25 protein-coding genes are annotated in these 26,435 nt (G+C 64.4%); 24 read left to right on the top strand and 1 reads right to left on the bottom strand.

All coding sequences use genetic code 11. From position 1 onward, the window contains the following. Window position 1 precedes the first annotated feature (1 nt). Window positions 2–628 carry a response regulator transcription factor gene (locus Q7V31_RS01130; RefSeq protein ID WP_304731901.1) on the bottom strand — a complete coding sequence of 209 codons (627 nt, stop codon included), beginning with the start codon at window positions 626–628 and terminating at the stop codon, window positions 2–4. A 149-nt stretch (window positions 629–777) separates the two neighbouring features. Between Q7V31_RS01130 and Q7V31_RS01125 the strand changes: the two genes are divergently transcribed. The 24 genes from Q7V31_RS01125 to rpsO all read left to right on the top strand — a co-directional run bounded on the left by Q7V31_RS01125 (window position 778) and on the right by rpsO (window position 26,160). Beyond that, a complete protein-coding gene (locus Q7V31_RS01125) occupies window positions 778–3,831 on the top strand; it encodes an autotransporter domain-containing protein (protein ID WP_304731899.1) in 3,054 nt (1,017 codons plus the stop codon). 279 nt (window positions 3,832–4,110) lie between these two features. After that, the gene (trpS, locus tag Q7V31_RS01120; RefSeq protein ID WP_304731898.1) at window positions 4,111–5,118 is read left to right on the top strand and encodes a tryptophan--tRNA ligase; all 1,008 of its coding nucleotides are present in this window, start codon (window positions 4,111–4,113) and stop codon (window positions 5,116–5,118) included. Window positions 5,119–5,209: 91 nt separating this feature from the next. Beyond that, window positions 5,210–6,280, top strand: coding sequence for a DUF2333 family protein (locus tag Q7V31_RS01115; protein WP_304731897.1), 1,071 nt, complete (start codon window positions 5,210–5,212; stop codon window positions 6,278–6,280). A 53-nt stretch (window positions 6,281–6,333) separates the two neighbouring features. Beyond that, on the top strand, window positions 6,334–6,840 hold the full coding sequence (locus tag Q7V31_RS01110; RefSeq protein WP_304731895.1) for a universal stress protein: 507 nt from the start codon (window positions 6,334–6,336) through the stop codon (window positions 6,838–6,840). An 80-nt stretch (window positions 6,841–6,920) separates the two neighbouring features. Continuing rightward, window positions 6,921–7,475, top strand: a complete 555-nt coding sequence (locus tag Q7V31_RS01105; RefSeq protein WP_304731894.1) for a NifU family protein — start codon at window positions 6,921–6,923, stop codon at window positions 7,473–7,475. A gap of 111 nt (window positions 7,476–7,586) precedes the next feature. Next, on the top strand, window positions 7,587–8,177 hold the full coding sequence (locus Q7V31_RS01100; RefSeq protein WP_304731892.1) for a malonic semialdehyde reductase: 591 nt from the start codon (window positions 7,587–7,589) through the stop codon (window positions 8,175–8,177). 13 nt (window positions 8,178–8,190) lie between these two features. Next, the gene (tsaB, locus tag Q7V31_RS01095) at window positions 8,191–8,880 is read left to right on the top strand and encodes a tRNA (adenosine(37)-N6)-threonylcarbamoyltransferase complex dimerization subunit type 1 TsaB (protein ID WP_304731890.1); all 690 of its coding nucleotides are present in this window, start codon (window positions 8,191–8,193) and stop codon (window positions 8,878–8,880) included. Then, complete coding sequence (locus Q7V31_RS01090; protein ID WP_304731889.1) at window positions 8,877–9,350, top strand: GNAT family N-acetyltransferase; 474 nt, start codon at window positions 8,877–8,879, stop codon at window positions 9,348–9,350. The genes tsaB and Q7V31_RS01090 overlap by 4 nt, the downstream gene beginning before the upstream one ends. Window positions 9,351–9,466: 116 nt before the next feature. Then, the gene (locus Q7V31_RS01085) at window positions 9,467–9,946 is read left to right on the top strand and encodes a Fur family transcriptional regulator (protein WP_304732495.1); all 480 of its coding nucleotides are present in this window, start codon (window positions 9,467–9,469) and stop codon (window positions 9,944–9,946) included. A gap of 42 nt (window positions 9,947–9,988) precedes the next feature. Continuing rightward, window positions 9,989–10,861, top strand: coding sequence for a 1-acyl-sn-glycerol-3-phosphate acyltransferase (locus Q7V31_RS01080; protein WP_304731888.1), 873 nt, complete (start codon window positions 9,989–9,991; stop codon window positions 10,859–10,861). Between the two features lie 158 nt (window positions 10,862–11,019). Further along, window positions 11,020–12,411 (top strand): tRNA (N6-isopentenyl adenosine(37)-C2)-methylthiotransferase MiaB, encoded by a 1,392-nt coding sequence (gene miaB / locus Q7V31_RS01075; protein WP_304731886.1) that lies wholly within the window; start codon window positions 11,020–11,022, stop codon window positions 12,409–12,411. Between the two features lie 49 nt (window positions 12,412–12,460). Further along, the gene (locus Q7V31_RS01070; protein WP_304731885.1) at window positions 12,461–13,474 is read left to right on the top strand and encodes a PhoH family protein; all 1,014 of its coding nucleotides are present in this window, start codon (window positions 12,461–12,463) and stop codon (window positions 13,472–13,474) included. Continuing rightward, on the top strand, window positions 13,471–14,001 hold the full coding sequence (ybeY, locus tag Q7V31_RS01065; protein ID WP_304731884.1) for an rRNA maturation RNase YbeY: 531 nt from the start codon (window positions 13,471–13,473) through the stop codon (window positions 13,999–14,001). Before Q7V31_RS01070 ends, ybeY begins: the two co-directional genes overlap by 4 nt. A gap of 6 nt (window positions 14,002–14,007) precedes the next feature. Next, on the top strand, window positions 14,008–14,952 hold the full coding sequence (locus Q7V31_RS01060; RefSeq protein WP_304731882.1) for a hemolysin family protein: 945 nt from the start codon (window positions 14,008–14,010) through the stop codon (window positions 14,950–14,952). A 4-nt stretch (window positions 14,953–14,956) separates the two neighbouring features. Continuing rightward, window positions 14,957–16,630: an apolipoprotein N-acyltransferase gene (lnt, locus tag Q7V31_RS01055; protein ID WP_304731881.1), complete on the top strand. Its 1,674-nt coding sequence runs from the start codon at window positions 14,957–14,959 to the stop codon at window positions 16,628–16,630. A 233-nt stretch (window positions 16,631–16,863) separates the two neighbouring features. Next, window positions 16,864–18,033 carry a methionine adenosyltransferase gene (gene metK, locus Q7V31_RS01050; RefSeq protein WP_304731880.1) on the top strand — a complete coding sequence of 390 codons (1,170 nt, stop codon included), beginning with the start codon at window positions 16,864–16,866 and terminating at the stop codon, window positions 18,031–18,033. A gap of 18 nt (window positions 18,034–18,051) precedes the next feature. Continuing rightward, a complete protein-coding gene (trmB, locus tag Q7V31_RS01045) occupies window positions 18,052–18,777 on the top strand; it encodes a tRNA (guanosine(46)-N7)-methyltransferase TrmB (RefSeq protein ID WP_304731878.1) in 726 nt (241 codons plus the stop codon). 150 nt (window positions 18,778–18,927) lie between these two features. Further along, window positions 18,928–19,533: a ribosome maturation factor RimP gene (rimP, locus tag Q7V31_RS01040; RefSeq protein WP_304731877.1), complete on the top strand. Its 606-nt coding sequence runs from the start codon at window positions 18,928–18,930 to the stop codon at window positions 19,531–19,533. A gap of 5 nt (window positions 19,534–19,538) precedes the next feature. After that, window positions 19,539–21,152, top strand: coding sequence for a transcription termination factor NusA (gene nusA / locus Q7V31_RS01035; protein WP_304731875.1), 1,614 nt, complete (start codon window positions 19,539–19,541; stop codon window positions 21,150–21,152). Then, window positions 21,139–21,819: an RNA-binding protein gene (locus tag Q7V31_RS01030; protein WP_304731874.1), complete on the top strand. Its 681-nt coding sequence runs from the start codon at window positions 21,139–21,141 to the stop codon at window positions 21,817–21,819. Before nusA ends, Q7V31_RS01030 begins: the two co-directional genes overlap by 14 nt. Beyond that, the gene (infB, locus tag Q7V31_RS01025) at window positions 21,816–24,437 is read left to right on the top strand and encodes a translation initiation factor IF-2 (RefSeq protein ID WP_304731873.1); all 2,622 of its coding nucleotides are present in this window, start codon (window positions 21,816–21,818) and stop codon (window positions 24,435–24,437) included. Before Q7V31_RS01030 ends, infB begins: the two co-directional genes overlap by 4 nt. A 55-nt stretch (window positions 24,438–24,492) precedes the next feature. After that, entirely contained in the window at window positions 24,493–24,951 is a 459-nt protein-coding gene (gene rbfA, locus Q7V31_RS01020) for a 30S ribosome-binding factor RbfA (protein WP_304731872.1), read from the top strand. Window positions 24,952–24,956: 5 nt separating this feature from the next. Beyond that, entirely contained in the window at window positions 24,957–25,880 is a 924-nt protein-coding gene (gene truB / locus Q7V31_RS01015; RefSeq protein ID WP_304731871.1) for a tRNA pseudouridine(55) synthase TruB, read from the top strand. A 10-nt stretch (window positions 25,881–25,890) separates the two neighbouring features. Beyond that, a complete protein-coding gene (rpsO, locus tag Q7V31_RS01010; RefSeq protein WP_304731870.1) occupies window positions 25,891–26,160 on the top strand; it encodes a 30S ribosomal protein S15 in 270 nt (89 codons plus the stop codon). The last annotated feature ends 275 nt before the right edge of the window (window positions 26,161–26,435 follow it).

Genomic DNA, 26,435 nt, shown 5'->3' with positions numbered 1-26,435 from the left:
GTCAGAGCAACCGGTCGGCCGCTGCCGCCGCCGCCGCACGGCTGCCGACGCCGAGCGTGCGCAAAAGCGCCGACACATGCATCCGCGCCGTCACCGGCGAAATGCCGAGTTGGCGGCCGATTTCCTTGTTGGTCATGCCGGTGGCGACAAGCCGCAACACTTCGCGCTGGCGCGGCGAAAGCTGCACCTCGTCATCGCGCGCCGCTCGTCCCGGCGCCGAGGGCAGATCGGGCGCGGCCGACCGCACCACGATTTCGCCGGCGCGGATCGCGCCCAGCGCCTCGGCGATCTCCTCGGGCGGCACCGCCTTGCCGACAAAGCCGTCGGCGCCGGCCGCCATCACCAGGTCGATGGTCTCGGCATCGTCGGCCATCGACACGACGGCCAGCGTCGCCCGCGGAAAGCGCCGTCGCAAATCGGCGATCGACGTCTCGGCCGCGAAACCGGGAAACACCAGGTCGAGCACGAACATCGCCGGTGTCGCGCCGCTTCCGGCAAGCGCCAGCACCTCCTCGAACGTGCCCGCCTCCTCGATTGTCGCGCCGGGCGAAACGCGCGCCAGGATATGCCGCATCCCCATCCGGAACACCGGATGATCGTCGGCAACGATGATGCGTTCCTCGGCCAAGCGCCCGCGTCCCCCTGAATTGGTGGCCTTTTGCCGGAGTCTATCCCCCGGCAGGGTTAATGGCACCTGTACACCTGTACATCTGTCTCCCCCGCCTCCGCCCCCGGACAATCGGCCCGACTCAATGTCCGGGCGAAGAGGGGGTTCCGATGACCGCGCGCAACAGAACGGCCGCCACAAGGCGCCGCCACATCGCGGCATTGATGCTCGGCACCGCGCTTGCCGGGCTTTCGCACGCCACCGCCCGCGCCGATTCCTTCTGGAGCGGCGGCGCCGGCGACTGGTTCGATGCCGGCAACTGGGCCGGCGGCGTGCCCGGCGCCGGCGACATCGCCATCGTCAACAATGGCGGCACCGCGCAGATCGGCGCCGCCGGCGCCCTCTCCAGCATCGGCTCGGCCGGTGAAACGGCGGGCAACAGCGGCACCGTCGAAGTCGACGGCGCCGGTTCCACCTGGGCCATCGGCAACACGCTTTATGTCGGCAACTCCGGCACCGGCACGCTCAACGTCACCAATGGCGGCGCGGTCTCCAATCACAACGGCGCCATCGGCACCACCGCGACCGGCAGCGGCACCGCCACGATCGACGGCGCCGGCTCGACATGGACCAATAGCGGCCAGCTCACCATCGGTGAACTTGGCGCCGGCATACTCGACATCGCCTCTGGCGGTGTCGTTTCCAACACTTTCGCCATCATCGCCAATCAGGCGGGCAGTTCCGGCGACGTCACGGTCGATGGCACCGGCTCGGAATGGAACTTCAGCAGCAACCTCGCCGTCGGCAATTCGGGCGATGCCACGCTCGCCATTTCGGGCGGCGGTGCCGTCTCCAATGTCGACGGCCTTGTCGGCTATTTCGCGGCGGGCAGCAGCGCGGTCACCGTCGATGGCGCGGATTCCGCCTGGACCAATTCCGGCGAGCTCTATATCGGCGTCTGGGGCGGCGCCACGCTCGACATCGCCGATGGCGGATCTGTCTCGAACACCACGGGCTATGTCGGCCGCCACGCGACCGGCGCCGGTGAAGTCACAGTGACGGGCGCGGGTTCCGCATGGACCAACAGCGGTCAGCTCTATGTCGGCAATTCCGGCGCCGGCACGCTCGACATATCGGATGGCGGCACGGTTGAGGTCGCGGGCGGTGCGGGCGCGGTAAGGATCGCCGACCAGGCCGGCTCCACCGGCACCCTGAACATCGGCGCCGCCTCGGGCGACGCGGCGGTGGCCGCTGGCACGCTCGCTGCCGCTTCCGTTGTCTTCGGTGCCGGAGATGGCACACTGGTCTTCAATCACACGGACAACGACCATCTCTTCGCCGCTGGCATTTCCGGCGCCGGCGAGGTGCTGGTCGAAAATGGCGAGACGATCCTGACCGCCGCCGCCACCCATACCGGCGGTACAACGATTTCGGGCGGCACATTGCAGCTCGGCAATGGCGGCACCGCGGGTTCCGTCTCCGGCGACATCGCCAATGACGGCACGCTGGTGATCGACCGCTCCAACGCCTTGACCTGGGCGGGCGTCCTTTCCGGCGCCGGCGATTTCCGCCAGGCCGGCGCCGGCGCGACGACGCTGACCGGCGACAGTTCCACCTTTGCCGGCGCGACATTCGTCGATGCGGGCGCGCTGATCGTCAACGGCCTTCTCGGCGGCACGCTGAACGTCGCCGACGCTCGCCTCGGCGGCGCGGGCACCCTCGCCGCAACGACGCTCGGCGCGGGCGCCATCCTTGCACCCGGAAATTCAATTGGTACACTGAATGTCTCCGGCACGCTCGATTTTGCCTCCGGTTCGACCTACGAGGTCGAGGTCAACGACGGCGGCAACACGGCCGGCGTCAACAATGACTGGCTCCACGCAACCGGCGCCGCCACAATCGATGGCGGCGCCTCCGTCCATGTCACGCCCGAAAACGGCACCGATGACGGCGCGACCTACGCACCGGGTACGATCTACACAATCCTGACCGCCGATGGCGGCATCACCGGCACTTTCGGCACCGTCACCGACAATTTCGCCTTTCTGAATTCCCTGCTCTCCTACGATGCCAACAATGTCTATCTGACCCTCAACATCGCGGCGGATTTTCAGGATGTCGCTGTGACGCCGAACCAGCAGGGCGTGGCAAGCACGGTCCAGACCTTCGGCCCCGGCAATCCGCTCTATGACGCGCTTCTCGGTCTGACCGAGGATCAGGCGCGCTCTGCGTTCAATTCGCTCTCGGGCGAGGTCCATGCCAGTTCCTCGACGGCGCAGTTCCTCGGTGTGCAGCAGATTCGTCAGCAGATTCTCGATCGCCTCGCCCGGATCTTCGGCGGCGGCTTTGGCGGCTTCGGCACGGCGGCGGCGAAACAGGCGCCCGCGGCCGGCGATGCGCCGGCGCCGGGACATGCGGTCTGGGGTCAGCTTTTCGGTTCATGGGGCAAGACCGACGGCAATGCCGTCACCGCCGCGATCGGCCGCGACAGCTACGGCTTCATCGGCGGTGCCGACCGCGAGATCGCCGATGGCCTGCGCGCCGGCATCGCGCTGGGCTACAGCCGCGCGGGCTACGATGTGAAGACGCTCGGCTCGTCGGCCGACAGCGACAATTTCCACATCGCCGGCTACGCGGGCACGACGCTCGGCAATGTCGCCCTCAAGGGCATCCTCTCCTACGCCTATGGCAGGACCGAAGCCGAGCGCACCGTCATCGTCGGTGGACTGACGAACAATCTTTCGGCCGACTACGCCACCCACACTTTCCAGGCGGGCATGGAAGCCGGATACGACCTCGATTGGGGCACCCTGACGCTGACCCCCTTTGCCGGTCTGGCCGCCGTCCATGTCGAGACCGAAGGCTTCACCGAAACCGGCGGCACGGCCGCACTGACCTTTGGCGCCACCGGCAACACCACCGGCGTCTCGACGCTCGGCCTGCGCGCCCGCCGCGAAACCGGACAGGTCGCGCTCTCTGGCGCGCTCGCCTGGCGTCACGCCTTCGGCGACGTCGATCCCGCCTCGCGTGCCGCCTTCGCTTCGGCGCCGGCCACCACTTTCGCGGTCCGCGGCGCACCGGTCGCCGAAAACACGCTGGCGCTGGACGCCGCTGTCGCCGCCAGGCTCGACGCCACCACCACCCTCACCTTCGGCTATGCCGGCGAATATGCCTCCGGTGCCCGCGACCACGGATTGCGAGCGGAGTTGCGAATCGAATTCTGATGAAATCGCCGCCCGGCGGGGCGTCCGAAACCCGGGGATAAGTTTCTTCCGCCCCCCGGCGCATGTCGAAGCGGGGATAAGTCCACTTATCCCCGGGGTCGGAACCGGGGATAAATCGCCGCCCGGGCCATTTATGACAGTTTTGTGACAGTTCCGTGACAGAGGGGGGTATTTTCTGCGAATCGTTCTGATCTGAAGGGGGATTGCCTTCACTTCCCGTCCGCCGCATAAACCCCGCACGCCCGGTTTCGCGGGCGCATGAGTGCTCGGAATTCGACAATGGAACAACCCCGCAACCGCGTCTTTTCAGGCGTCCAGCCCACCGGCAATCTGCATCTCGGCAATTATCTCGGCGCGATCCGCAATTTCGTGCCGTTGCAGCAGACGCATGAATGCATCTATTGCGTCGTTGACATGCATGCGATCACGGTCTGGCAGGACCCGAAGGAGCTGGCCTCGAACACGCGCGAGGTCGTCGCGGCCTACATCGCATCGGGTATCGATCCGTCCACGAACGTTATTTTCAACCAGTCGAAGGTTTCGGCCCATGCCGAGCTTGCCTGGATCCTGAATTGCGTCGCCCGCATCGGCTGGCTCAACCGCATGACCCAGTTCAAGGACAAGGCCGGCAAGGACCGCGAAAAGGCGAGCGTGGGCCTCTATGCCTATCCGGTGCTGATGGCAGCGGACATTCTCGCCTACCGCGCAACCCATGTGCCGGTCGGCGAGGACCAGAAGCAGCACCTCGAACTGGCCCGCGACACGGCGCAGAAATTCAACAACGACTTCGACGCGCCGGATTTCTTCCCGCTGCCCGAACCGCTGATCATGGGCCCCGCGACGCGCGTGATGTCCTTGCGCGACGGCACCAAGAAAATGTCGAAATCGGATCCTTCCGATCTGTCGCGCATCACCATGCGCGACAGCGCCGACGACATCGCCAAGAAAATCCGCAAGGCGCAAACCGATCCCGATCCGCTGCCCGAGGCGGTCGAGGGTCTCGCGGGCCGTCCGGGTGCCGACAATCTGGTCGGCATCTATGCCGCACTGGCCGGCCTCTCGAAGGCCGATGTGCTGGCGCGCTTTGCCGGCGCGCAGTTCTCGGTCTTCAAGCCGGCACTGGCCGATCTCGCGGTCGAGAAACTTTCGCCGATCACCGGCGAAATGAAGCGGCTGATGGCCGATTCCGCGTATATTGACGGCGTACTGGCTCAGGGCGCGGATCGCGCCCATGCGGTCGCCGATCCGATCCTGGGCCGCGTCAAGGAGATCATCGGTTTCATCTAGACGCGGACGAACTTGATCCCGCGGGGCGCCGGCCCCATCTAGATGGGACCTCACAACGCGCCTGCAACCCGCGCCCGACGGAGCTTTGCCCATGTCCTTCCGTGAACGCCTTTCCGCCATGTGGGACAGGCTGCGTCACCGCTGGATGTATCGGCGCGGCGACGGCACGACGCCGCCTGCGGCTTCAACCGGCGCCGCGCGCCCTTCCTTCGCCGGCCTGTCGGCGGCGCTCAACCGCCCCGGCATGGGCGGCATTCTGCGCCGCACCGCGACCGTCCTCGTGGTTTTCATCCTGCTCTATTATCCGATCGGCATGATCTGGGTTCATGCGGTCGACGACGATCCGGATTTCGTGCCCGATGCCGCCGACTTCGTGCCGGAAGGCAGTGCGGCGGTGGCAATGGCCGCGGCCCTGATCGATCGCGAGGTCAATCGCCACAGCTGGGTTGCCAACGATCCCTTCTTCATGCCCGGCACCTTGCTCGACAACATGCCGAACTATCAGCAGGGCATCATGTCGGCGCTGGCGCGTTTCGGTTTCGAGCTGACCGATCAGCTCGGCCGTTCGCGCGGATCCTCGGAAGCCGATCCCGATCTGCAGCGCGCCGCGGGTCTTCTGCAATATCCCGGCAATGTCTGGATCTGGAACCCGACCGTTTCGCTGGTGCCGCGCGCCAGTTCCGAGTCGCAATATCGCGACGCGCGCGCGCGCCTGCTCAGCTACAACAACCGTCTCGCGCGCGGCACTGCCAATTTCGATATCCGCTCCGACAATCTGCTGGCAACCATCGACCGCTTTGCGGCCGATCTCGGCTCCTCATCGGCGATGATCGATCGTCACATCGCGGAGAATGCCGGCAGCTGGATCGATACCGGTGCCGACGATGTCTTCTACACCACCAAGGGCAAGCTCTACGGCTACTACATGATCCTGAATGCGCTCGGCAGCGATTTCGCGCCGGTCATCAAGGAGCGCAATCTGCAGAAGCCCTGGGACGAGATGATCGCGACCTTTCGCAAGGCGGCGCTTCTCGATCCGCTGGTGATCATGAACGGAAGGCCCGACGCCCAGTTTCGGCCGAACCACCTCGCCAGCCAGGGCTTCTATCTGCTGCGCGCCCGCACGCAGCTGCGCGAAATCAGCAATATCCTGCTGAAATAGGAGCCTCGTTCCGGCGCTTGCTCCGCGCCGTCGGCGGTGGCAGCATCGCGCCCATGAACGCTCAGAAGACTGACCGGACCGGCAAGGCCACCACCAAGCGGCGCAAGTTTCTCGTCGTCGTTGACGGCACGCCGGAATCGGAAGTCGCGATCCATTTCGCCAGCCTCCGCGCCACGCATACCAACGGCGTCGTCACGCTGCTGGCCGTTCTCGAACCGGGCGAAGCCTCCCAGCAATGGCTGGGCGTCCAGAACATCATGCGCGAAGAGGCGCGCGCGGAAGCCGAAGAGCTTCTCCATCGCCTTGCCGCCCATGTGAACGAATATGCGGGCATCGTGCCCGAACTCGTCATTCGCGAAGGCCGCCGGACCGAGGAAGTAAAACAACTGATCGAGGAAGATCGCGATATCGCGATCCTGGTTCTGGCCGCCGGCACCGACAAGGAGGGCCCGGGCCCCCTTGTAACGATGGTCGCCGGCGCCAGCGACAAGGCCTTCCCGATCCCTGTGACCGTTGTTCCCGGCAATCTCACCGAAGAGGCGATCCGCGCCCTGGCTTGATTCCGGGGGCCCGGCAGTCCATCTATAGCGCAAGCATGCGGCCTTGCGCCGCCGAACCACGACCTCAGCAGGCAATTGTTATGTTTATCCAGACCGAGGCGACGCCAAATCCGGCAACCCTGAAATTCCTGCCCGGCCGCGAGGTTCTGGGCGAAGGCCGCGCCGCCGATTTCCCGACCCGCGAAGCAGCCGAGCGCTCGCCGCTCGCCATGCGCCTCTTCGCGGTCGAGAATGTGGCCGGTGTTTTCTTCGGTTCGGATTTCATCACCGTCACCAAGTCGGGCGGCGAGTGGCAGCATCTGAAGCCGGCCCTTCTCGGTGCGATCATGGAACATTTCACCGGCGGCGCGCCGATCCTCTTTGCTTCGGCCGAGGAAAGCGCACATGCCGAGGGCAATGGCGAGAACAGCGAGATCGTGCGCGAGATCAAGGAAATTCTCGACACCCGTGTCCGCCCTGCCGTCGCGCAGGATGGCGGCGACATCACCTTCCAGGGCTATGAAGACGGCATCGTGTTTCTCAACATGCAGGGTGCCTGTGCGGGTTGTCCGTCGTCCACCGTCACATTGAAGCGTGGCGTGGAGAACATGCTGAAACACTACATCCCCGAGATTGTCGAAGTTCGTCAGGTCTGACATTCCGCCTGACGCACGGTCAGTTTGTTGCCTCGGGGCTGGTGCACGCCCGTGAACGCGCTATCGTGTCGGCCACACGCATTTCAGCACCTTCCGGAAGGACACATCGCCATGACCACGCTGGACAACGAAGCGCTCGACACGATCTTCCGCAAGGCGCGAACGCACAATGCCTGGACAAGCGAGCCTGTCTCCGATGCGACTCTGAAAGAACTCTACGAGCTGATGAAATGGGGCGCGACCAGCGCCAACTGCTCACCCGCCCGCATTGTTTTCGTGAAGTCGAAGGAAGCGAAGGAAAAACTGGCGCCGGCGCTTTCCGAAGGCAATCTGAAAAAAACCATGGCCGCACCCGTCACCGCCATCATCGGCTACGATGTCGAATTCTACGAGCGCCTGCCTGAACTCTTCCCGCACGAGCCGAACGCCAAGACCTGGTTCAACTGGTCGGCCGAATGGGCGGAAATGACGGCCTTCCGTAACGGCTCGCTGCAGGGCGCCTATTTCATGATCGCCGCCCGCGCGCTCGGTCTCGATTGCGGGCCGATGTCGGGCTACGACATGAAGAAGGTCGACGAGGCCTTTTTCGGCGGCACGACGGTAAAGTCGAACTTCCTCTGCAATCTCGGGCATGGCGACCCCTCGGCGCTCTTTCCGCGCAGCCCGCGCCTTCCCTTCGACGATGCCTGCAAGATCATCTGACCACGGAGCGGCCTTGATCGTCCTCGCATTCGACACCGCGCAAGGCGCGCTCTCGGCCGCCGTTCACGACGGCGAGGGACCGCTTGCCTCCGCCTTCGAAATCAGGACGCGCGGCCATGCCGAAGAGCTGCTGCCGATGATCGAAACGGTGCTGGCCGAGGCGGCCTTGGGTTTCGACGATCTCGACGCGCTCGCCGTCACCATCGGGCCCGGCACATTTACCGGACTTCGCGTCGGTCTCGCGGCGGCCCGCGGCCTCGCGCTGGCGCGCGGCCTGCCGCTTGTTGGCGTCACGACGCTTGAGGCCATCGCCGCCGGCGTGGTCGCGCGCGAAGACGAAGTCATCGTCGCCGCCTTCGATGCAAAGCGCGGCGAGGTTTACGTGCAAGCTTTCGATGCAGAGCGCGCACCGCTCACCGAGCCGGCGCTGGTCGCCGTCGCCGAAGTCGGCGCGCTTCTGCCGCACCGGAGGCTTCTGCTGGTCGGCACCGGCGCGGTGCTGCTTGAGGAAGCGCTTCATGGGTTCGAAAGGCGCCTTGCCGATGCCCCGGCACAGCCGCATGCCGATGCGGTCGCGCAGATGGCGCTGAAGCGTCTCGCCGCCGAGGGCGTCGATGCCTTCCGCGTTGCGCCGGCGCCCCTCTACATTCGCGCGCCCGATGCGAAGCTTCCCGGTGGCCGCGATCCGGACGTCGCGATATGAGCACGGCCGCAATTCGGCCACTTGCTGCCGGCGAGACGGTGCAGGCGGCAGCACTTCACGCGCGTTGTTTCGATGATCCCTGGGATGCGGCGGCACTGGCAGAGCTCATTGCGATGCCGGGGGCATTTGCACTCGCCGCCGACGCGGCGCCGGAAGCGCCGCTTGCCGGCCTTGTTCTTGCCCGGGTCGCCGCCGGCGAAGCCGAAATCCTGACAGTCGCCGTTGATCCGTCCTGGCGCCGGCAAGGCCTTGGCGGGCGCCTGATCGAGGCGGCTGCCACTGCCGCGCTCACCGGTGGCGCGACGGCGCTGTTTCTCGAAGTCGCCGCCGACAACACCCAGGCACGGGGGCTCTACGCGCGTCTCGGTTTCCGCGAAGTCGGCGCGCGCCCGGCCTATTATGCGCGGGGCGGAGCCCGCGTCGCGGCACACATCCTTCGGCTCGATCTGGCGGCAGGCGCATCGTCGTAAATCCTTGATCTAAGAAGGGTCATATGGACGAAGAGGCACCTTTCGTGCCTGTCGCGCGTTGGTGACAACGAGGTATCTGTTGGCCTATGATGCTGATGATGACCGACAGGACGACCATGACAGCCGCCTTGCGCCCGGAAGACACGCCCAGCGATCCCGACCGGATCGAGAATCTCTGCGTCGAGAAGGGTATGCGCATGACCGATCAGCGACGCGTTATCGCGCGCGTGTTGTCGGTGGCGCACGATCATCCCGATGTCGAGGAGGTCTATCGTCGTGCCTCGGACGTCGACAGCAAGATTTCGATCGCCACCGTCTACCGCACCGTGCGCCTGTTCGAGGAAGCCGGCATTCTCGAGCGCCACGATTTCCGCGATGGCCGCTCGCGCTACGAGCAGGTCACGGACGATCATCACGACCATCTGATCGATCTTCAGACGGGCGCCGTCATCGAATTTCACAACGACGAAATCGAACGGCTGCAACAGATCATCGCGCGCGAGCTCGGCTTCGAGCTTGTCGATCATCGCCTCGAGCTTTACGGCGTACCGCTCAATCGCGGGCGAAAGCCGGACGGCAAGGGCAACAAGGCGTGAAGCCTCACCGTCGTTGAACGGACGGGGGGCGTGGAGACGCATATGGCAACCGCGCGGGCCGCCCTTTTGCTGGCCGGCTTTATTTCCTCGGCGATCCTGCTCATGCCGCTGCAATGGCTGGGGCTGACGCTCGGCCTGTCCTACGCACGCACGCTGCCCAATCGCTATCACCGCTTTCTTTGCCGCCTGATCGGTATCCGGGTGACGCGTCGCGGTGAGCCGCACACAGGCAGTGCTTGCCTGATTGCCGCCAACCATACCTCGTGGCTCGACATTCCGATCATCGCGTCGCTCGAACCCTGCTCCTTCGTCGCCAAGAGCGAGGTCGCCGGCTGGCCTTTTTTCGGCACGCTGGCCCGGCTGCAGCAGACCGTGTTTGTCGAGCGCGAGCGGCGCACCCGCACCGTCCATTCGCGCAACGAAATTCACGCCCGCATTGCCGCCGGCGACCGGCTGGTGCTCTTTCCCGAAGGCACCTCGTCGGACGGCAATCGCGTGCTGACCTTCAAGAGCGCTCTGATGAGTGTGGCCCAACTCACCATCGTTAACGGCGAAGAGGACCGCGAGGCCGATCTTGTCGTTCAGCCGATGTCAGTCTCTTATGTGCGCCTGCACGGACTGCCGATGGGCCGTTATTTCCGGCCATTCTTTGCCTGGTACGGCGATATGGAGCTGTTCCCGCATCTCTGGGAGGCCTTTTCGCTCGGGCCCATCGAGGTTGTGGTCGAGTATCACAAACCGGTCACAATCCGCGAAATCGGCAATCGGAAGGCGCTGGCCGCCTATTGCGAAAATTGCTGCCGCGAAGGCCAGTCCCGGGCCCTGACCGGGCGCTTGATCGAAGCCGCGCCGGGGGCGGCCGCGCTGGCCGCGGCCGAAGGGGCCGTTCGCCGCCTGGCGGGAGCGGGTGGCTAGATGCCCCTCCCCGCCGCCGCCCATTACATGATAGGGTGGCCCCGAACCCGGCCACCCGCCGCACCACCAGAGAAATTGAGAGCGTCCGAAGGAGACGTGCGCACATATTGCCCAATGACACAGTGCCATCCCGTCCCACGGCATCGGGCCCGGCTTCGATGACCGAAGCGCAACCCCGCGTGCCGCGCAAGAAAATCTTCGTCAAGACCTATGGCTGCCAGATGAACGTCTACGACTCGGCGCGCATGGTCGATGTCATGGCGCCCGAAGGTTATACCGAGGCCGCAACGCCCGAAGACGCCGACATTGTCGTCCTGAACACCTGCCACATCCGCGAGCGAGCGGCGGAAAAGGTTTATTCGGAGCTCGGCCGCCTGCGTGCCCTGAAAAAGCAAAAAGCCGAAAAGGGCGAGAGCCTGCTGATCGGTGTTGCCGGCTGTGTCGCCCAGGCCGAAGGCGAGGAGATGCGCCGCCGCGCGCCGATGGTCGACCTGATCGTCGGACCGCAGACCTATCATCGCCTGCCGGAATATGTTGCGCGCCTCGCCAATGGGGGGCCGGCGATCGTCGAGACCGAATTCCCGGCCGACGACAAGTTTGAAAGCCTGCCGGCGCCGGAGCGCAAGAAAACGCTGGCGCGCGGCGCGACGGCCTTCCTGACCATCCAGGAAGGCTGCGACAAGTTCTGCACTTTTTGCGTCGTGCCCTACACGCGCGGCTCGGAGTTTTCTCGCCCTCTCTCCCGCATTGTCGAAGAGGCGTCGGCGCTGGTCGATGCCGGCGTGCGCGAAATCACATTGCTCGGGCAGAATGTGAACGCCTGGCACGGAGAAGATGCACAAGGCCGTCCGGCGACGCTGGGCCGCCTCATTCGTGCGCTTGCGGAAATCGACGGGCTGGCGCGGCTGCGCTACACGACCAGCCATCCGCGCGACATGGATGACGAGTTGATCTTGGCTCATGCCGAGGTGCCGGCATTGATGCCCTATCTGCATCTGCCGGTGCAATCGGGCTCGGATCGCATACTGGCGGCGATGAACCGCCGTCATACGGCCGCAGACTATCTGCGACTGATCGAACGCATTCGCACAGCCCAACCCGACATTGCGCTTTCTTCCGATTTCATCGTCGGTTTTCCCGGCGAGACCGAGGCTGACTTCGAGGCGACACTCGCGCTGATCGCCGCCGTCGGCTATGCACAGGCCTACAGCTTCAAATACAGCGCCCGTCCCGGTACGCCGGCCGCAAGCGCGGAAAATCAACTTCCCGAAGAAGTAAAAAGCGAGCGCCTGCAGCGCCTGCAGGCCCTTCTTGGCGAGCAGCAGCTTGCCTTCAATGCGTCCTGCGTGGGCCGCACCATGTCGGTGCTCCTCGATCGGCGCGGGCGCGGCGAGCAGCAGCTTGTCGGTCGCAGCCCCTATTTGCAGTCGGTTCATATCGAGGATGCGCCGGCGGCTCTTTTCGGAAAGCTTGTCGACGTCACAATAGAGGACGGCTATCGCAACAGCCTGCGCGGCCGTCTCCACGAGAACGAAGCGGTCACGGCGTGAAACGGGCGCCGCAATTTCGAAGCGTACACGGTGAAAGGACAGGGTGCAGTTGAGCGCAACGGGTGGGACCAAGACGGCCGAAAATGCCGACAGCCTCGTGATTGCCTTCGATGACAACCGGCTGTTGACCGAACTTTTCGGCGCCAATGATCGGCATCTGGCGCGGATCGAGCAGGGGCTTGGCGTGCTTGCGACTTCGCGCGGCAACAAGCTGGTCATTACCGGTGACGCCCATGCGCGCAACCAGGCCGACCGTGTGTTGAAGGATCTCTATGCACATCTGAAGTCGGGCGGGGAAGTCAATGCCGGCGAGGTCGATGGCGCGATCCGTATGGCAACGGCACCCGACGCCGATCTGGCGAAGCCGCAGGGCGGCGCGAGTGGTCCCCGGATTCAAACCAAACGCCGTGTCATCGGTCCGCGTTCGCAGACACAGTCCACCTATATCGACGCCCTGATGAACCACGAGTTGGTTTTCGGCATCGGCCCGGCCGGCACCGGCAAGACCTATCTGGCTGTTGCTGTCGCCGTTTCGATGCTGCTGCAGAAACGCGTCGATCGCATCATTCTATCGCGCCCGGCCGTCGAGGCTGGCGAGCGTTTGGGATTTCTGCCCGGCGATCTGAAAGAGAAGATCGATCCCTACCTGCGTCCGCTTTATGACGCGCTCTACGACACGCTGCCGGGCGAGCAGGCGATGAAGGGCATCGAGTCGGGCGAGATCGAGGTGGCGCCGCTCGCCTTCATGCGCGGCCGCACGCTTGCCAATGCCTTTGTCATTCTCGATGAGGCGCAGAACACCACACCGGTGCAGATGAAGATGTTTCTGACGCGACTCGGCGAAAACAGCCGCATGGCGATCACCGGCGATCCGAGCCAGATCGATCTGCCGCTTGGCGCGAAGTCGGGCCTGAAGGATGCGCTGGAAGTTCTGGATGGCGTCGAGGGCGTCGCGACCGTGCGCTTCTCCGACGCCGACGTCGTGCGCCATCCCTTGGTGACGCGTGTCGTCAAGGCCTACAATAATCGCGATCGGGGACTGCTCGGAGATGGAGCCAAATGACAGCGTCGTGTGCATCGGGGCGCGTCGCCGAAAGCGAGGACCGGGTTTCCGGCCTTGCAATCGATATCCTGCGTGAGGCAGGCGGCTGGGACATGGCGGCCGAAGAGGTGGTGCGCCGCGCCGCGGAGCAGGTCTACGGTTCGGTAGGAGCGGGCGCGCCTGCCGAGCTCTCGGTCGTGCTGACCGACGATGCGCGGATCGCCGGTCTCAACAAGGCCTGGCGCGGCAAGGACGGTCCGACCAATGTTCTTTCCTTTCCGGCGGCCAGAATGCCCGGCGCGGAGGCGGCACTTCTGGGCGACGTGGTCCTGGCGCGCGAGACAATTGGCCGGGAGGCCGAAGCTCAGGGCAAGAGCTTCGTCGATCACTTGTCTCATCTGACCGTTCATGGCGTCTTGCATCTTCTCGGATACGACCACGCAGCCGATGCCGAAGCCGACGAAATGGAAGCGCTTGAGCGCAATATTCTGGAAGACCTGGGTATCGCCGATCCCTACGATGCGGATCGAGCGCCCCGTGAGTCCTGAGAGACAATGACCGAAACGACCGATCGACCATCTTCCACCTCTGCCGCATCGTCGCGAGCGCGCTTCGGTTGGCTGCGCGCGCTACTTGGCGGCGGCAATGGCGACAACACGCTGCGCGAAAGCCTTGAGGAAGTGATCGAGGAACACGACGGCTCAAGACGCAGCCTGACCGACGAAGAACGCCACATGCTGGTCAATATTCTCAGCTTCGGGCAATTGCGCGTCGATGATGTCATGGTGCCGCGCGCCGACGTGATTGCGATCGAGGAGAGTGCTTCTCTGGAAGAAGTCCTGCGCCTCTATCGTGAATCGGCACATTCGCGCATGCCGATCTACCGCGAGACGCTGGACGATCCGATCGGCATGGTTCACATAAAGGACGTCATGGGCTGCCTTGCGCCGCTGGACGGCAAGCCGGACGAGCGTCCACCCTTCTCACTCAAGGCGATCCGCCGCGAGGTGCTGTTCGCGCCGCCATCGATGCCGGCGCTCGATCTGCTGGTCAAGATGCAGGCAACCCGAATTCATCTCGCATTGGTGATCGACGAATATGGCGGCACCGACGGTCTGGTGTCGATCGAGGATCTGGTGGAACAGATCGTCGGTGAGATCGAAGACGAACACGACACCGACGAGGGTCCGGCCCTCATGCGCCGCGAGGACGGCACCATCGATGCCGATGCGCGCTGTCCGATCGAGGACCTGGAAGAGATGACCGGCCTGCGGCTGATCGAGAGCGGCGACGAGGACGATGTCGATACGTTGGGGGGACTCGTGTTCTCGCTTCTGGGCCGCATACCTCTGCGCGGAGAAATGGTGCGTCATCCGGCCGGGATCGAGTTCGAAGTGAAGGAAGTCGATCCGCGCCGCATCAAGCGCATGCGCGTCCATCTTCTGCCATCGGCCGCGCGCGCAAGCGAAGCGGCACCCTCGACGCCCGCAGAGAGCTGAGCGCGTGCGGTTCGAGAACGGCCTCTCGGCCGCCGTCTACCATATCGAGCGGATCGCCGCCGAGCTTGCCGAGCTTCGCGGCTGGCGCCGCGCCGCCGCCGCCTTCCTCGCCGGTGCGCTGAGCACGCTGGCGCTGTCGCCCTACGACTTCCTGCCGATCCTCTTCCTGACCTTGCCGGTTCTTGTCTGGCTGCTCGATGGTGTCGGCGAACCAACGCGTTCGCGCCGGCGTCGTGTCATGTGGCGCGCCGGTCTGCTCGGCTGGTGGTTCGGATTTGGCTATTTCTTTTTTGGGCTCTACTGGATCGGTCACGCATTTCTCATCGAAGCCGAGAAATTTGCCTTCCTTCTGCCGCTGGCGGTCACGTTGCTGCCGGCGGGGCTGGCGCTCTTCACCGCCGCTGCCGCCGTTGTTGCCCGCCTCTTCTGGTTTCGCGGCTACCGCCGTATCGCTGTATTCGCTGTGTCATGGACAGCCTTCGAATGGTTGCGCGGCCACGTGCTGACCGGGTTTCCGTGGAACCTGATCGGCCAGAGCTTTGCGGCCTCCGACGCCTTGATGCAAGCCGGCGCCATGGTCGGCGCCTATGGACTTTCCTTCATTGCGCTACTGATTACGGCGGCGCCGGCGACTTTCGACAGCCGTGTTGATGCCGTGCGGCGCGGACCGGGTGTCGAATTGCTGGCCGCCCCCGCCATTGCGCTTGCGGGCTTGGCACTTGTCTGGCTCGGCGGCGCGGCGCGTCTTTCGGCGGCCGACCTTGCGCCACCCGCCGCAACAGGCACGTCGATCCGTATCGTCCATCCCAATACGCCACTCGTGGACAATTGGGATGATGAAGGCCGCATCGTCACCATCATCGGTCAGCTGCTTCGCATGTCGCGCGACCCGACGCCGGATCGCCCCGGCGGGCTCGATGGCAACACGGTCGTCGTCTGGCCCGAAAACGCAGTGCCGGTCTTGCTGGCGCAGCAACCTTATGTGCTTTCGGCCATCGGGCGCATTCTGCCGGAAGGCGCCAGCGTGATCATCGGTTCCAATCGCGGCGAACCGGCACCCGACGGCCCGGCCAATCACCTGCGCGTCTTCTACAACAGCCTTTATGTCGTCGACTCCGCCGGCGCGATCGCCGCGATATATGACAAGCATCATTTGGTGCCATTCGGTGAATATGTGCCGCTGCGCCACTGGCTGGGGGCAATCGGTTTGCGCCAACTGGTTCAGTTTCAGGGCAGCTTCGATGTCGGACCGGGGCCGGTGACGCTCGCCCTGCCCGGCGTGCCGCCTTTCAGCCCACTGATTTGTTACGAGGCGATTTTCCCCGGCGGCGTCATCGCGCCCGGCGCCAGGCCGCAATGGTTGGTCAACATCACCAACGACGCATGGTTCGGCCGTTCCATCGGCCCGCACCAGCATTTGTCGCAGGCGCGGTTTCGCGCCGTCGAACAGGGTTTGCCGCTCATCCGTTCCGCCAATAGTGGTATTTCGGCCTTGATCGATCCCTATGGTCGCATTGTGAAAAGCCTGCCCCTCGACACGCAGGGCGTCATCGACGCTGCGCTGCCGGCGGCGCTGCAACCGACGCTCTACGCCCGGCTCGGTGATGCCTTTCTGGCCTTGCTGATGATCGCCACGGCCTTCGCCGCTTCATTCGGCCGTGCACCGCTGAAACGGTAGCGGCGCGGGCTCTGCGTACCGCCGGCGCTTGTATTCCAGGCCGGCGGACCCTGTCGCAGGCATTATGTTCAAATATTACGGAAAATATTATGCAGATATGCACTTATGTGCATATCTTTTTACCATGCGCTGTTGACCCCGCCGTCGATCCTTGCAAAAACCGTCTCGCCGGAAAGGGTCCACGGCCTTTTTTTCGGGACAAAACTCATCTCAACCCAATGAGGGAGATCAAATTGGCGCGGTCGAATTACCTGTTCACGAGCGAATCCGTTTCTGAGGGCCACCCCGACAAGGTGTGCGACAGGATTTCCGACGCCGTCGTTGATCTCTATCTGGCGGGCGACCCCTTCGCCCGGGTGGCTTGCGAGACGCTGACCACGACCAACAAGATCGTGCTGGCAGGCGAGGTGCGCGGGCCGGCTTCGATCACCAAGGACCAGATCGAGGAGACGGCGCGCCGCGCGGTCCGCGAAATCGGCTATGAGCAGGCCGGCTTCCATTGGAAGAACGCCAGCGTCGACGTGCTGCTTCACGCGCAGTCGGCCGACATCGCGCAAGGCGTCGATGCCAGCGGCAACAAGGACGAAGGCGCCGGCGACCAGGGCATCATGTTCGGCTATGCCTGCACCGAAACCGATGTGTTGATGCCCGCACCGATCATCTACTCGCATCGCATCCTGAAGCGCATGGCCGAGGAACGTCATGCCGGCAGGCGCCCTGAATTCGAGCCCGACGCCAAAAGCCAGGTCACGTTGAAATACGAAAACGGCAAGCCGGTCGGCGTCACCTCGGTTGTTGTTTCCACACAGCACAAGGAAGGCGTCACGCAGGAGAAGTTGCGTGAACTCGTCCGCGAGATCGTCAAGGAAGTGCTGCCCGCCGGCTGGTTCCCGCCGGAAGAGGAATTCTACGTCAATCCGACAGGCAAGTTCGTCATCGGCGGTCCCGATGGCGATGCCGGGCTGACCGGCCGCAAGATCATCGTCGACACCTATGGCGGCGCCGCCCCCCATGGCGGCGGTGCCTTCTCCGGCAAGGACCCGACGAAGGTCGACCGCTCGGCCGCCTATGCCGCGCGCTACCTGGCGAAAAACGTCGTGGCGGCGGGCCTTTCCGACCGTTGCACGATCCAGCTTGCTTACGCCATTGGCGTCTCGAAGCCGCTTTCGATTTATGTCGATCTGCATGGCACCGGCAAGGTCGAGGAAGAAGCGGTCGAGCGCGCCGTCGCGAAGGCCATGGATCTTTCTCCGCGTGGCATCCGCGAGCATCTCCAGCTCAACCGGCCGATCTACGAACGCACCGCCGCCTATGGCCATTTCGGCCGCACGCCGGATGCAGATGGCGGCTTCTCCTGGGAGAAGACCGATCTCGCCGACAAGCTGAAAGCGGAAATCCGCTAACGATAAAGCGCGAATGGCATGAGCCCGAGAAGTTCACATCTGGGCGCTGCCGCGGAGAAATCGCACCGTCACGTCTACGGACGGACCAAGGGCAAGAGCCTGCGCTCCCACCAGGCGAATCTGATGGAGACCCTCTTTCCGAGGGTCTCCATTTCGCTTGCAGAGGACATGATCGTACCGCGCGCGCTTTTCGCCGATGTGGATGATGTCTGGCTCGAGATCGGCTTCGGCGGCGGCGAACATCTGGCGCATCAGGCGGCCGCAAATCCACGCTTGGGCATTCTCGGCTGCGAGCCCTTCATCAACGGTGTCGCCAAGCTCATCGCCGAAATCCACGCGCACGACCTCTCCAATGTCCGGATACTGGCCGACGATGCGCGCTTTTTGCTCGAGCGGCTGGCGCCTGCCTCGCTTTCTCGCATCTTCATTCTCTATCCGGACCCGTGGCCGAAAAAGCGTCACAACAAGCGCCGCTTCATCAATGAGGAGACGCTGGGCTTTCTGGCCCGCGCGCTCAAGCCCGGTGGTGAGTTGCGTTTCGCCAGCGACATCCCCGATTACATCGCCTGGACGCTTGCCCATGTGAGCCGCCTCAACAGGGAAAAGGGTGAGGCCTTCCGCTGGACAGCGGAAAAACCCCTGGACTGGCGGACACCTTATGAAGGCTGGCCCGGCACACGCTATGAGGCCAAGGCACGGCGCGAGGGCCGGGTGCCGGCCTATCTGGCCTTCGAGCGCCTTTAGTGCCGGGGCCCTTGCCCCGCTCCCCGAAAAGGGGCTATATAGGCCCGATTAGTCAGCGATGCTCTCAAGAGTGGGCTGTCTCCGGAAACGGGGGCCCGCTTTTTTTGTTTCTTGGGGCGCATTTTGGAGAATTCCTTGGCGACGCCCGGTTTGGACAGAAAAGACGCGAACGAGACGGCAGACACCGTGCTCGACACGCCGCTTGTCGCCGCGCCGGGGCCTGCGCGCCGTATATTCCAGATGCTGCGTGGGCCAGCCGAAGGGATCGGCTTCGAAATCGTGCGCGTGCGGATCGGCCAGCAGGACGGCCACACGCTGCAGATCATGGCCGAACGCCCCGACGGCACGATGTGCGTTGCCGATTGCGAAGAGCTCTCGCGCACCATCTCGGCGCTGCTCGATGTCGAGGATCCGATCCCCGGCGAATACCATCTCGAAGTTTCGTCGCCGGGCATCGACCGTCCGCTGACCCGGCCCAAGGACTTTGAACGCTGGGCAGGCTTCGAGGCCAAGATCGAACTGTCGGAGCCGATCGCCGGCCGCAAGCGGTTTCGCGGTCTCCTTCAGGGCGTCGAGGACGGTGAAGTGCTCGTCGAATGCGAGATCGAAGGGTTTTCGGAGCCACAGGTTCTCGGCCTGCCGTTCCGGCAATTAAGCGAGGCGAAGCTCACGATGAGCGACGACCTCATCAGGGAAAGTCTCAAAAGACAGGGCCGGGCGGCAACCGCTCCCGACAGCCCCTCCGACGGAGAATAAAGAGAATGGCAACCGCAGTAAGCGCCAACCGGCTTGAACTGTTGCAGATCGCAGACGCGGTCGCGCGCGAGAAGTCGATCGACCGGGAGGTCGTCATCGAGGCGATGGCGGAAGCGATCCAGAAAGCGGCGCGCTCCCGCTACGGCGCCGAAAACGAAATCCGCGCCCGCATCAATCCGCAGACCGGCGAAATTCGTCTGGTGCGGTTGCTTGAGGTCGTGGATACGGTCGACAACGACGCCATACAGATCGACGTCAAGTCGGCGCAGCGCCGCAATCCCGCCGCCCAGCTCGGCGATCTGATCGAAGACGAGCTTCCGCCGGTCGATTTCGGCCGCATCGCCGCACAGACCGCAAAACAGGTCATCGTGCAGAAGGTGCGTGATGCCGAGCGCGAGCGGCAATACGACGAATATCGTGACCGCATCGGCGAAATCATCAACGGCATCGTCAAGCGCGTCGAATACGGCAATGTCATCGTCGATCTCGGACGCGGCGAAGCCATCGTGCGCCGCGATGAGCTCCTGCCGCGCGAGACGTTCCGCAACGGCGATCGCGTGCGCGCCTATATATACGATGTGCGTCGCGAACAGCGCGGACCGCAGATTTTCCTCTCGCGCTCCCATCCGCAATTCATGGCCAAGCTTTTCGCGCAGGAAGTGCCGGAAATCTACGACGGCATCATCGAGATCAAGGCGGTGGCGCGTGATCCAGGCAGCCGCGCCAAGATCGCGGTGCTTTCCAACGACAGTTCCATCGATCCTGTCGGCGCCTGCGTCGGCATGCGCGGCAGCCGCGTTCAGGCGGTGGTGAACGAATTGCAGGGCGAGAAGATCGACATCATTCAATGGTCGCCCGATGCGGCCACCTTCATCGTCAACGGTCTGGCGCCCGCCGAGGTTGCCAAGGTCGTGCTCGACGAAGACGCGCAGCGCATTGAAGTCGTGGTTCCGGACGATCAGTTGTCGCTCGCCATTGGCCGGCGCGGCCAGAACGTGCGTCTCGCTTCGCAGCTGACCGGCTGGGACATCGACATCCTGACCGAGGCCGAAGAGAGCGAACGCCGTCAGGCGGAATTCCAGAGCCGCAGTGCGACCTTCGCCGAAGCGCTGGATGTGGACGAGATGATCGCCCAGCTTCTGGCCTCCGAAGGCTTTGCCTCGGTCGAGGAAGTCGCCTATGTCGATCTCGACGAAATCGCCGGCATCGAAGGCTTCGACGAGGACACCGCGCAGGAAATCCAGAACCGCGCCCTCGAGTTTATCGAGCGCCAGAACGCCGAATATGACGAGAAGCGTCAGGCGCTCGGCGTCGCCGACGATATGGGTGAAATACCGGGCGTCACACCGAAAATGCTGGTCGCCCTCGGTGAGAACGACATCAAGACGGTCGAGGATCTGGCCGGCTGTGCAACCGACGATCTGATCGGCTGGAACGAGACGGTGAACGGCGAGCGCAAGCACCAGAAGGGCGTTCTGGAGGACTTCGATATCTCGGCTGAGGAAGCGAACGCGATGATCATGCAGGCGCGGTTGCGCGCCGGCTGGGTCACCGAGGCCGATCTCGCACCCGCCGAGGAACCGGCCGAGGAAGCGGACGAGGTCGGTGAAGAGGCATAAAGAGGAAGAGGAAAGCGCCCGGCGCTGCATCGTCACGGGTGAAAGCGGCTCGAAGGCGGTATTGATCCGCTTCGTCCTCGATCCCGACGGCCATGTGGTGCCGGACCTTGCCGGGCGGCTGCCCGGGCGCGGGCTCTGGGTGTCGGCGAGCCGCGAGGCCGTTGCGAAAGCGGTGGCAAAGGGCCATTTTTCTCGTGCCGCCAAGGCGCCGGCCAAGGCTGACGAGGGCCTCGCCGATCTCGTCGAACATCTGCTGGCGCGCCGCGCCGCCGATGCGCTGGGTCTGGCGCGCAAGGCAGGCGCGCTGGTGGCCGGTTTCGAAAAGGTGATGACGGCTATCGGGAAGGGCCGGATCGCCTGCCTGATCGAGGCCCGCGATGGCGCCGAGGACGGCCGGCGTAAGCTCGAACAGCGCCTGCGGGTGGCGAAAGAGCAGGAGATTCTGGCCGATGTCCCCGTTTTGAGCCCCCTTTGGGCGGACGAAATGGGTTTGGCATTGGGGCGCGGAAATGTGATACATGCTGCCCTGATCCAGGGAGGCATGCAGGCGAAAGTCTTGGCGGATCTTGTCAGGCTGGAGCGCTATGGGCGGAAGGACCGCCCGGAAAACGCCCGCGCGGGCCCTCAAGGCGCGCCGGGTGAGTGGGTAACCGAAGGACCGGAATGACCGATCAGGCCGATACGAGCGAACGCAAACCGAAAGCAGGCGGCAAGACGCTGAGCCTGAAGCGGACGGTCGAGTCTGGCCATGTGCGCCAGAACTTCTCGCATGGCCGCACCAAGACGGTGGTCGTCGAGAAAAAGAAGAGCCGCACGTTGAAAACCGGCGCGGCCGCTGCCGAAGAGCCGGCGGCGCCGAAAAAAGCGGCAGCCCCGGCCAGCAAGGTCGCGGAAGTGCCGGTGCCGGCTGAAATCGAGGTCAAGGCGGCGAAACCGGCGAAAGCCGCCGCACCCGCACCCGCAGCGGCAGCGCCGGCGGTCAAGGAAAGGCCCGCCAGCCGCGCCCGTTCGGGTGTGGTTTTGCGGACACTTACCGAAGAGGAAAAGCAGGCCCGCGCATTGGCGCTCGACAGCGCCCGCGAACGCGAGGGCGAAGATCGGCGTCGTGCTGAAGAAGAGGCACGCCGTTTTGCCGACGAAGATTCGCGCCGCGACCGCGAACGGACGGAAGCAGCGGCACGGGCCGCCGAGGAAGCCACGCGCCTTGCTGCCGAACAGGCAACGCGTGCGCGCGCCGCCGACGAGGCCAAACGCCGCCTCGATACCGATCTTCCGGTCGGACGCGCGACCGCGAAAGATTTGAAAAGCGACGAGGCCGAGGACGACGACAAGCCGAAGCGCGGCGCCGGCCACACGCCCGCCAAGCCCCCGGTTGCGCGCCGCACCGAGGAGCGCCGCCGCGGCAAGCTCACCATCACCAAGGCTTTCGACGATGAGGGCGAGCGCCAGCGCTCGCTCGCTTCGATGCGCCGCCGCGTCGAGCGCGAGCGCAAGAAGCATATGGGCATTCAGGAAGCCCCGCAGAAAATCATCCGTGACGTGATCATTCCCGAGGTCATCACCATCCAGGAACTGGCGAACCGCATGGCGGAACGCGCGGTCGATGTGATGAAGATTCTGATGAAGCAGGGCATCATGCTGAAGATCACCGACGTGATCGACAGCGACACGGCCCAGCTTGTTGCCGAAGAGCTCGGCCATGCGGTGAGGCGCGTTGCGGAATCGGATGTCGAGGAAGGCCTGGTCGGCGAGGACGACTCGACGGAGTCGAAACTGCCCCGTGCCCCCGTCGTCACCGTCATGGGTCATGTTGACCACGGCAAGACGTCGCTCCTCGACGCGCTGCGCAAGACCGACGTCGCGGCCGGTGAGGCCGGTGGCATCACGCAGCATATCGGCGCCTATCAGGTGAACCTGAGCTCCGGTGAGCGCATCACCTTTCTCGACACGCCAGGCCATGCGGCCTTTACCTCGATGCGCGCCCGCGGTGCGAAAGTCACCGACATCGTTGTGTTGGTCGTCGCGGCCGATGACGGCGTCATGCCGCAGACGATCGAAGCCATCAATCATGCCAAGGCCGCCGGTGTTCCGATGATCGTCGCCATCAACAAGATGGACAAACCGGAAGCCGATCCGACCCGCGTGAAGAACGAACTCCTGCAGCACGAAGTCGTGGTCGAGGATTTCGGCGGCGACGTGCTGGCCGTTCCGATCTCGGCGAAGACAGGCATGGGTCTCGACAAGCTGGAAGAAACGATCCTTCTGCAAGCCGAATTGCTCGACATTCGCGCCAATCCGGATCGCCCGGCCGAAGGCATCATCGTTGAGGCAAAACTCGATCGCGGTCGCGGACCCGTCGGCACCGTGCTGGTCCAGCGCGGCACCTTGCGGGTCGGCGATATCATTGTGGCCGGCGCCGAATGGGGCCGTGTGCGTGCGTTGATCAACGACCGCAGTGAAAACGTCGCAAGCGCCGGACCGTCGGAACCCGTCGAGGTTCTGGGTCTTGGCGGCGCGCCGGAGGCCGGCGACGTGATGAGCGTCGTCGAAAGCGAAGCGCGCGCCCGCGAAGTCACCGAATATCGCCGGCGCGTCCAGCGCGACAAGCGCGTGGGCGGCGGCCGCACGTCGCTCGATCAGATGCTGTCGCAGCTGAAAGAGCAGGACAAGAAAGAGCTGCCCATCGTCGTCAAGGCGGACGTGCAGGGATCGGCCGAAGCCATCGTTCAGGCGCTCGAGAAGCTCGGCACCGACGAGGTCACGGCCCGCGTCATTCATGTCGGTGTTGGCGGCGTGACCGAAAGCGACATCACGCTGGCAACCGCGTCGGGTGCGCCGGTCATCGGCTTCAACGTTCGCGCCAACACGCAGGCACGCGAATCGGCACATCAGGCCGGCGTCGAGATTCGCTATTATTCGGTCATCTACGATCTCGTCGACGACATCAAGGCGGCGCTTTCCGGCATGCTCTCGCCGGAGCTGCGCGAGACCTTCCTCGGCAACGCCGAAATCCTGGAAGTGTTCAACATCTCCAAGGTTGGCAAGGTTTCAGGCTGCCGTGTCACCGAAGGTGTGGTCCGCCGCGGCTCCAGTGTGCGCCTCATTCGCGACGACGTTGTCGTGCATGAAGGCAAACTCTCGACCTTGAAGCGTTTCAAGGACGAAGTGAAGGAAGTGCAGTCCGGTCAGGAATGCGGCATGGCCTTCGAGAATTACCAGGACATGCGCAAGGGCGACATCATCGAGTGTTTTGATGTCGAGGTGGTGAAGCGCAGCCTCGCCTGATCGCGAGGCCGCCACCCGGCCCCGGCCGATGCCAGGGCGATTGAAAGACGCCGTCATGGCCAAAAAACACACGCACGCATCGAAGGGCCCAAGCCAGCGCCAGCTTCGCGCCGGTGAACTGGTGCGGCGCGCGCTTGCCGACATTGTGGCGCGCGGCACCATCCGCGATCCCGAGCTGATCGAGCGCAGCTTCTCGATCACCGAGGTGCGCATGAGCCCGGATTTGCGTCACGCGACCTGCTTCGTCGCGCCGCTCGGCACAGGCGACGGTGTCGCGCTTGCCGCCGCGCTGACGCGGGTGCGCGCCTATCTGCGCGGCCAGCTTTCGCGTGAGGTCACGTTCAAATTCATGCCCGATCTCACCTTCGAACCCGACACCTCCTACGACAAGGCGAGCGAGATCGACCGCCTGCTGCATTCACCCCCCGTCGCGCGCGATCTCGCGCGCGACAAAACGGACGACGTGGCGCGCGATCTTTCGCACGATGCCGCCGGGGACGAAGAAAAGGACTGAGCCCCATGGCCCGCCGCAAAACAGGCGAAGCGGTGTCAGGCTGGGTGATCGTCGACAAGCCGTCGGGCCCGACCTCCTCCGACGTCGTCAATCGCGTCCGCCGCCTCTTCAACGCCCGCAAGGCCGGCCATGCCGGCACGCTGGATCCGCTGGCGACCGGCATTCTGCCCGTGGCGCTGGGCGAGGCGACGAAAACCGTTCCCTTCATCATCGACGCGGCCAAGGGCTACCGCTTCACCATTTGCTTCGGTGCGGCGACCTCAACCGACGATGCCGAAGGCGAGATCGTCGAATGGAGCCCTGTCAGGCCCACCGCGGCCGCGATCAAGGCCGGGCTGGCGGCTTTTTCGGGCCCGATCGAGCAGGTGCCCCCGGCCTTTTCGGCCATCAAGATCGATGGCGAGCGGGCCTATGCGCGCGCCCGGGCCGGTGAGGTGGTCGAAATGAAGCCCCGTCCGGTCACGATCCATGAAATCCGCCTTTTGGGGTGCCCGGATCGCGACCATGCCGAGCTGGAAATCCTTTGCAGCAAAGGGACTTACGTCCGTTCTCTGGCCCGCGACCTGGCCCGTGCGATGGGCACCGTCGGCCATGTTTCGGCGCTTCGCCGGACCCGCCATGGGCCTTTCGGCGAGGCGGCGGCAATTCCACTGGATAAACTCTGCGCCTTGGGTCATATTGCGCCCGCTCCCGACCTTGGGGCCCATTTGCTGCCGCTCGAGACCGCGCTGGACGACATCCCGGCACTGGCCGTGAGCGGCGAGGATGCGGCCCGCTTGAAACAGGGTCAGGGGGTTTTGTTGCGCGGACGCGACGCACCCATCCTTTCCGGATCGGTTTTGGCGACCCATCGGGGAGACCCGGTGGCCCTCACCGAATACGAGAAAGGCGCGCTTCGCCCCGTGCGCGTGTTCAATCTCGATTCATGAGGAGACACCGATGTCGATTACGCCGGAACGCAAAACCGAGCTGATCAAGGAATTTGCCGGCAAGGACGGCGACACGGGTTCGCCCGAAGTGCAGGTCGCCATTCTCACCGAGCGCATCGTCAACCTCACCGAACACTTCAAGGGCCACGCGAAGGACAATCATTCGCGTCGCGGCCTGCTGAAGATGGTGAGTCAGCGCCGCAGCCTTCTCGACTATGTGAAGAAGAAGGATCAGGCGCGTTATGAAAAGCTGATCGCCCGCTTGGGGATCCGGCGGTAACGGGGTGCGTATTATTACCCCATCGGTTTCGCAAGGTGCGGCGCCTGCCCGGACGGTCTTTGGACCCGAGGGGCGGGCGTGCGTCTTTGTAAGGCCAGAACGAGAGACAATCGTCCGTTAGCGGATGGCTGTGAAGCGGCTGGACCTTTCGCCTTTGTCTCGTGGCGTTCGGTCCTGCGTCAAGTTCGCGTAGCGCAAGGTTCGCGCACGCCGCACCAGCCCTCCATTTTGTCCGGCCGCCGGGAAGGCGGCAGAAAAGCGCCTGCCGGGATAGT

The sequence above is a fragment of the Parvibaculum sp. genome, assembly GCF_030651915.1.
Classification (GTDB): domain Bacteria; phylum Pseudomonadota; class Alphaproteobacteria; order Parvibaculales; family Parvibaculaceae; genus Parvibaculum.
The sequence above is the reverse complement of the archived record's forward strand: the minus strand, read 5'-3'. Positions and strand labels throughout refer to the sequence as shown.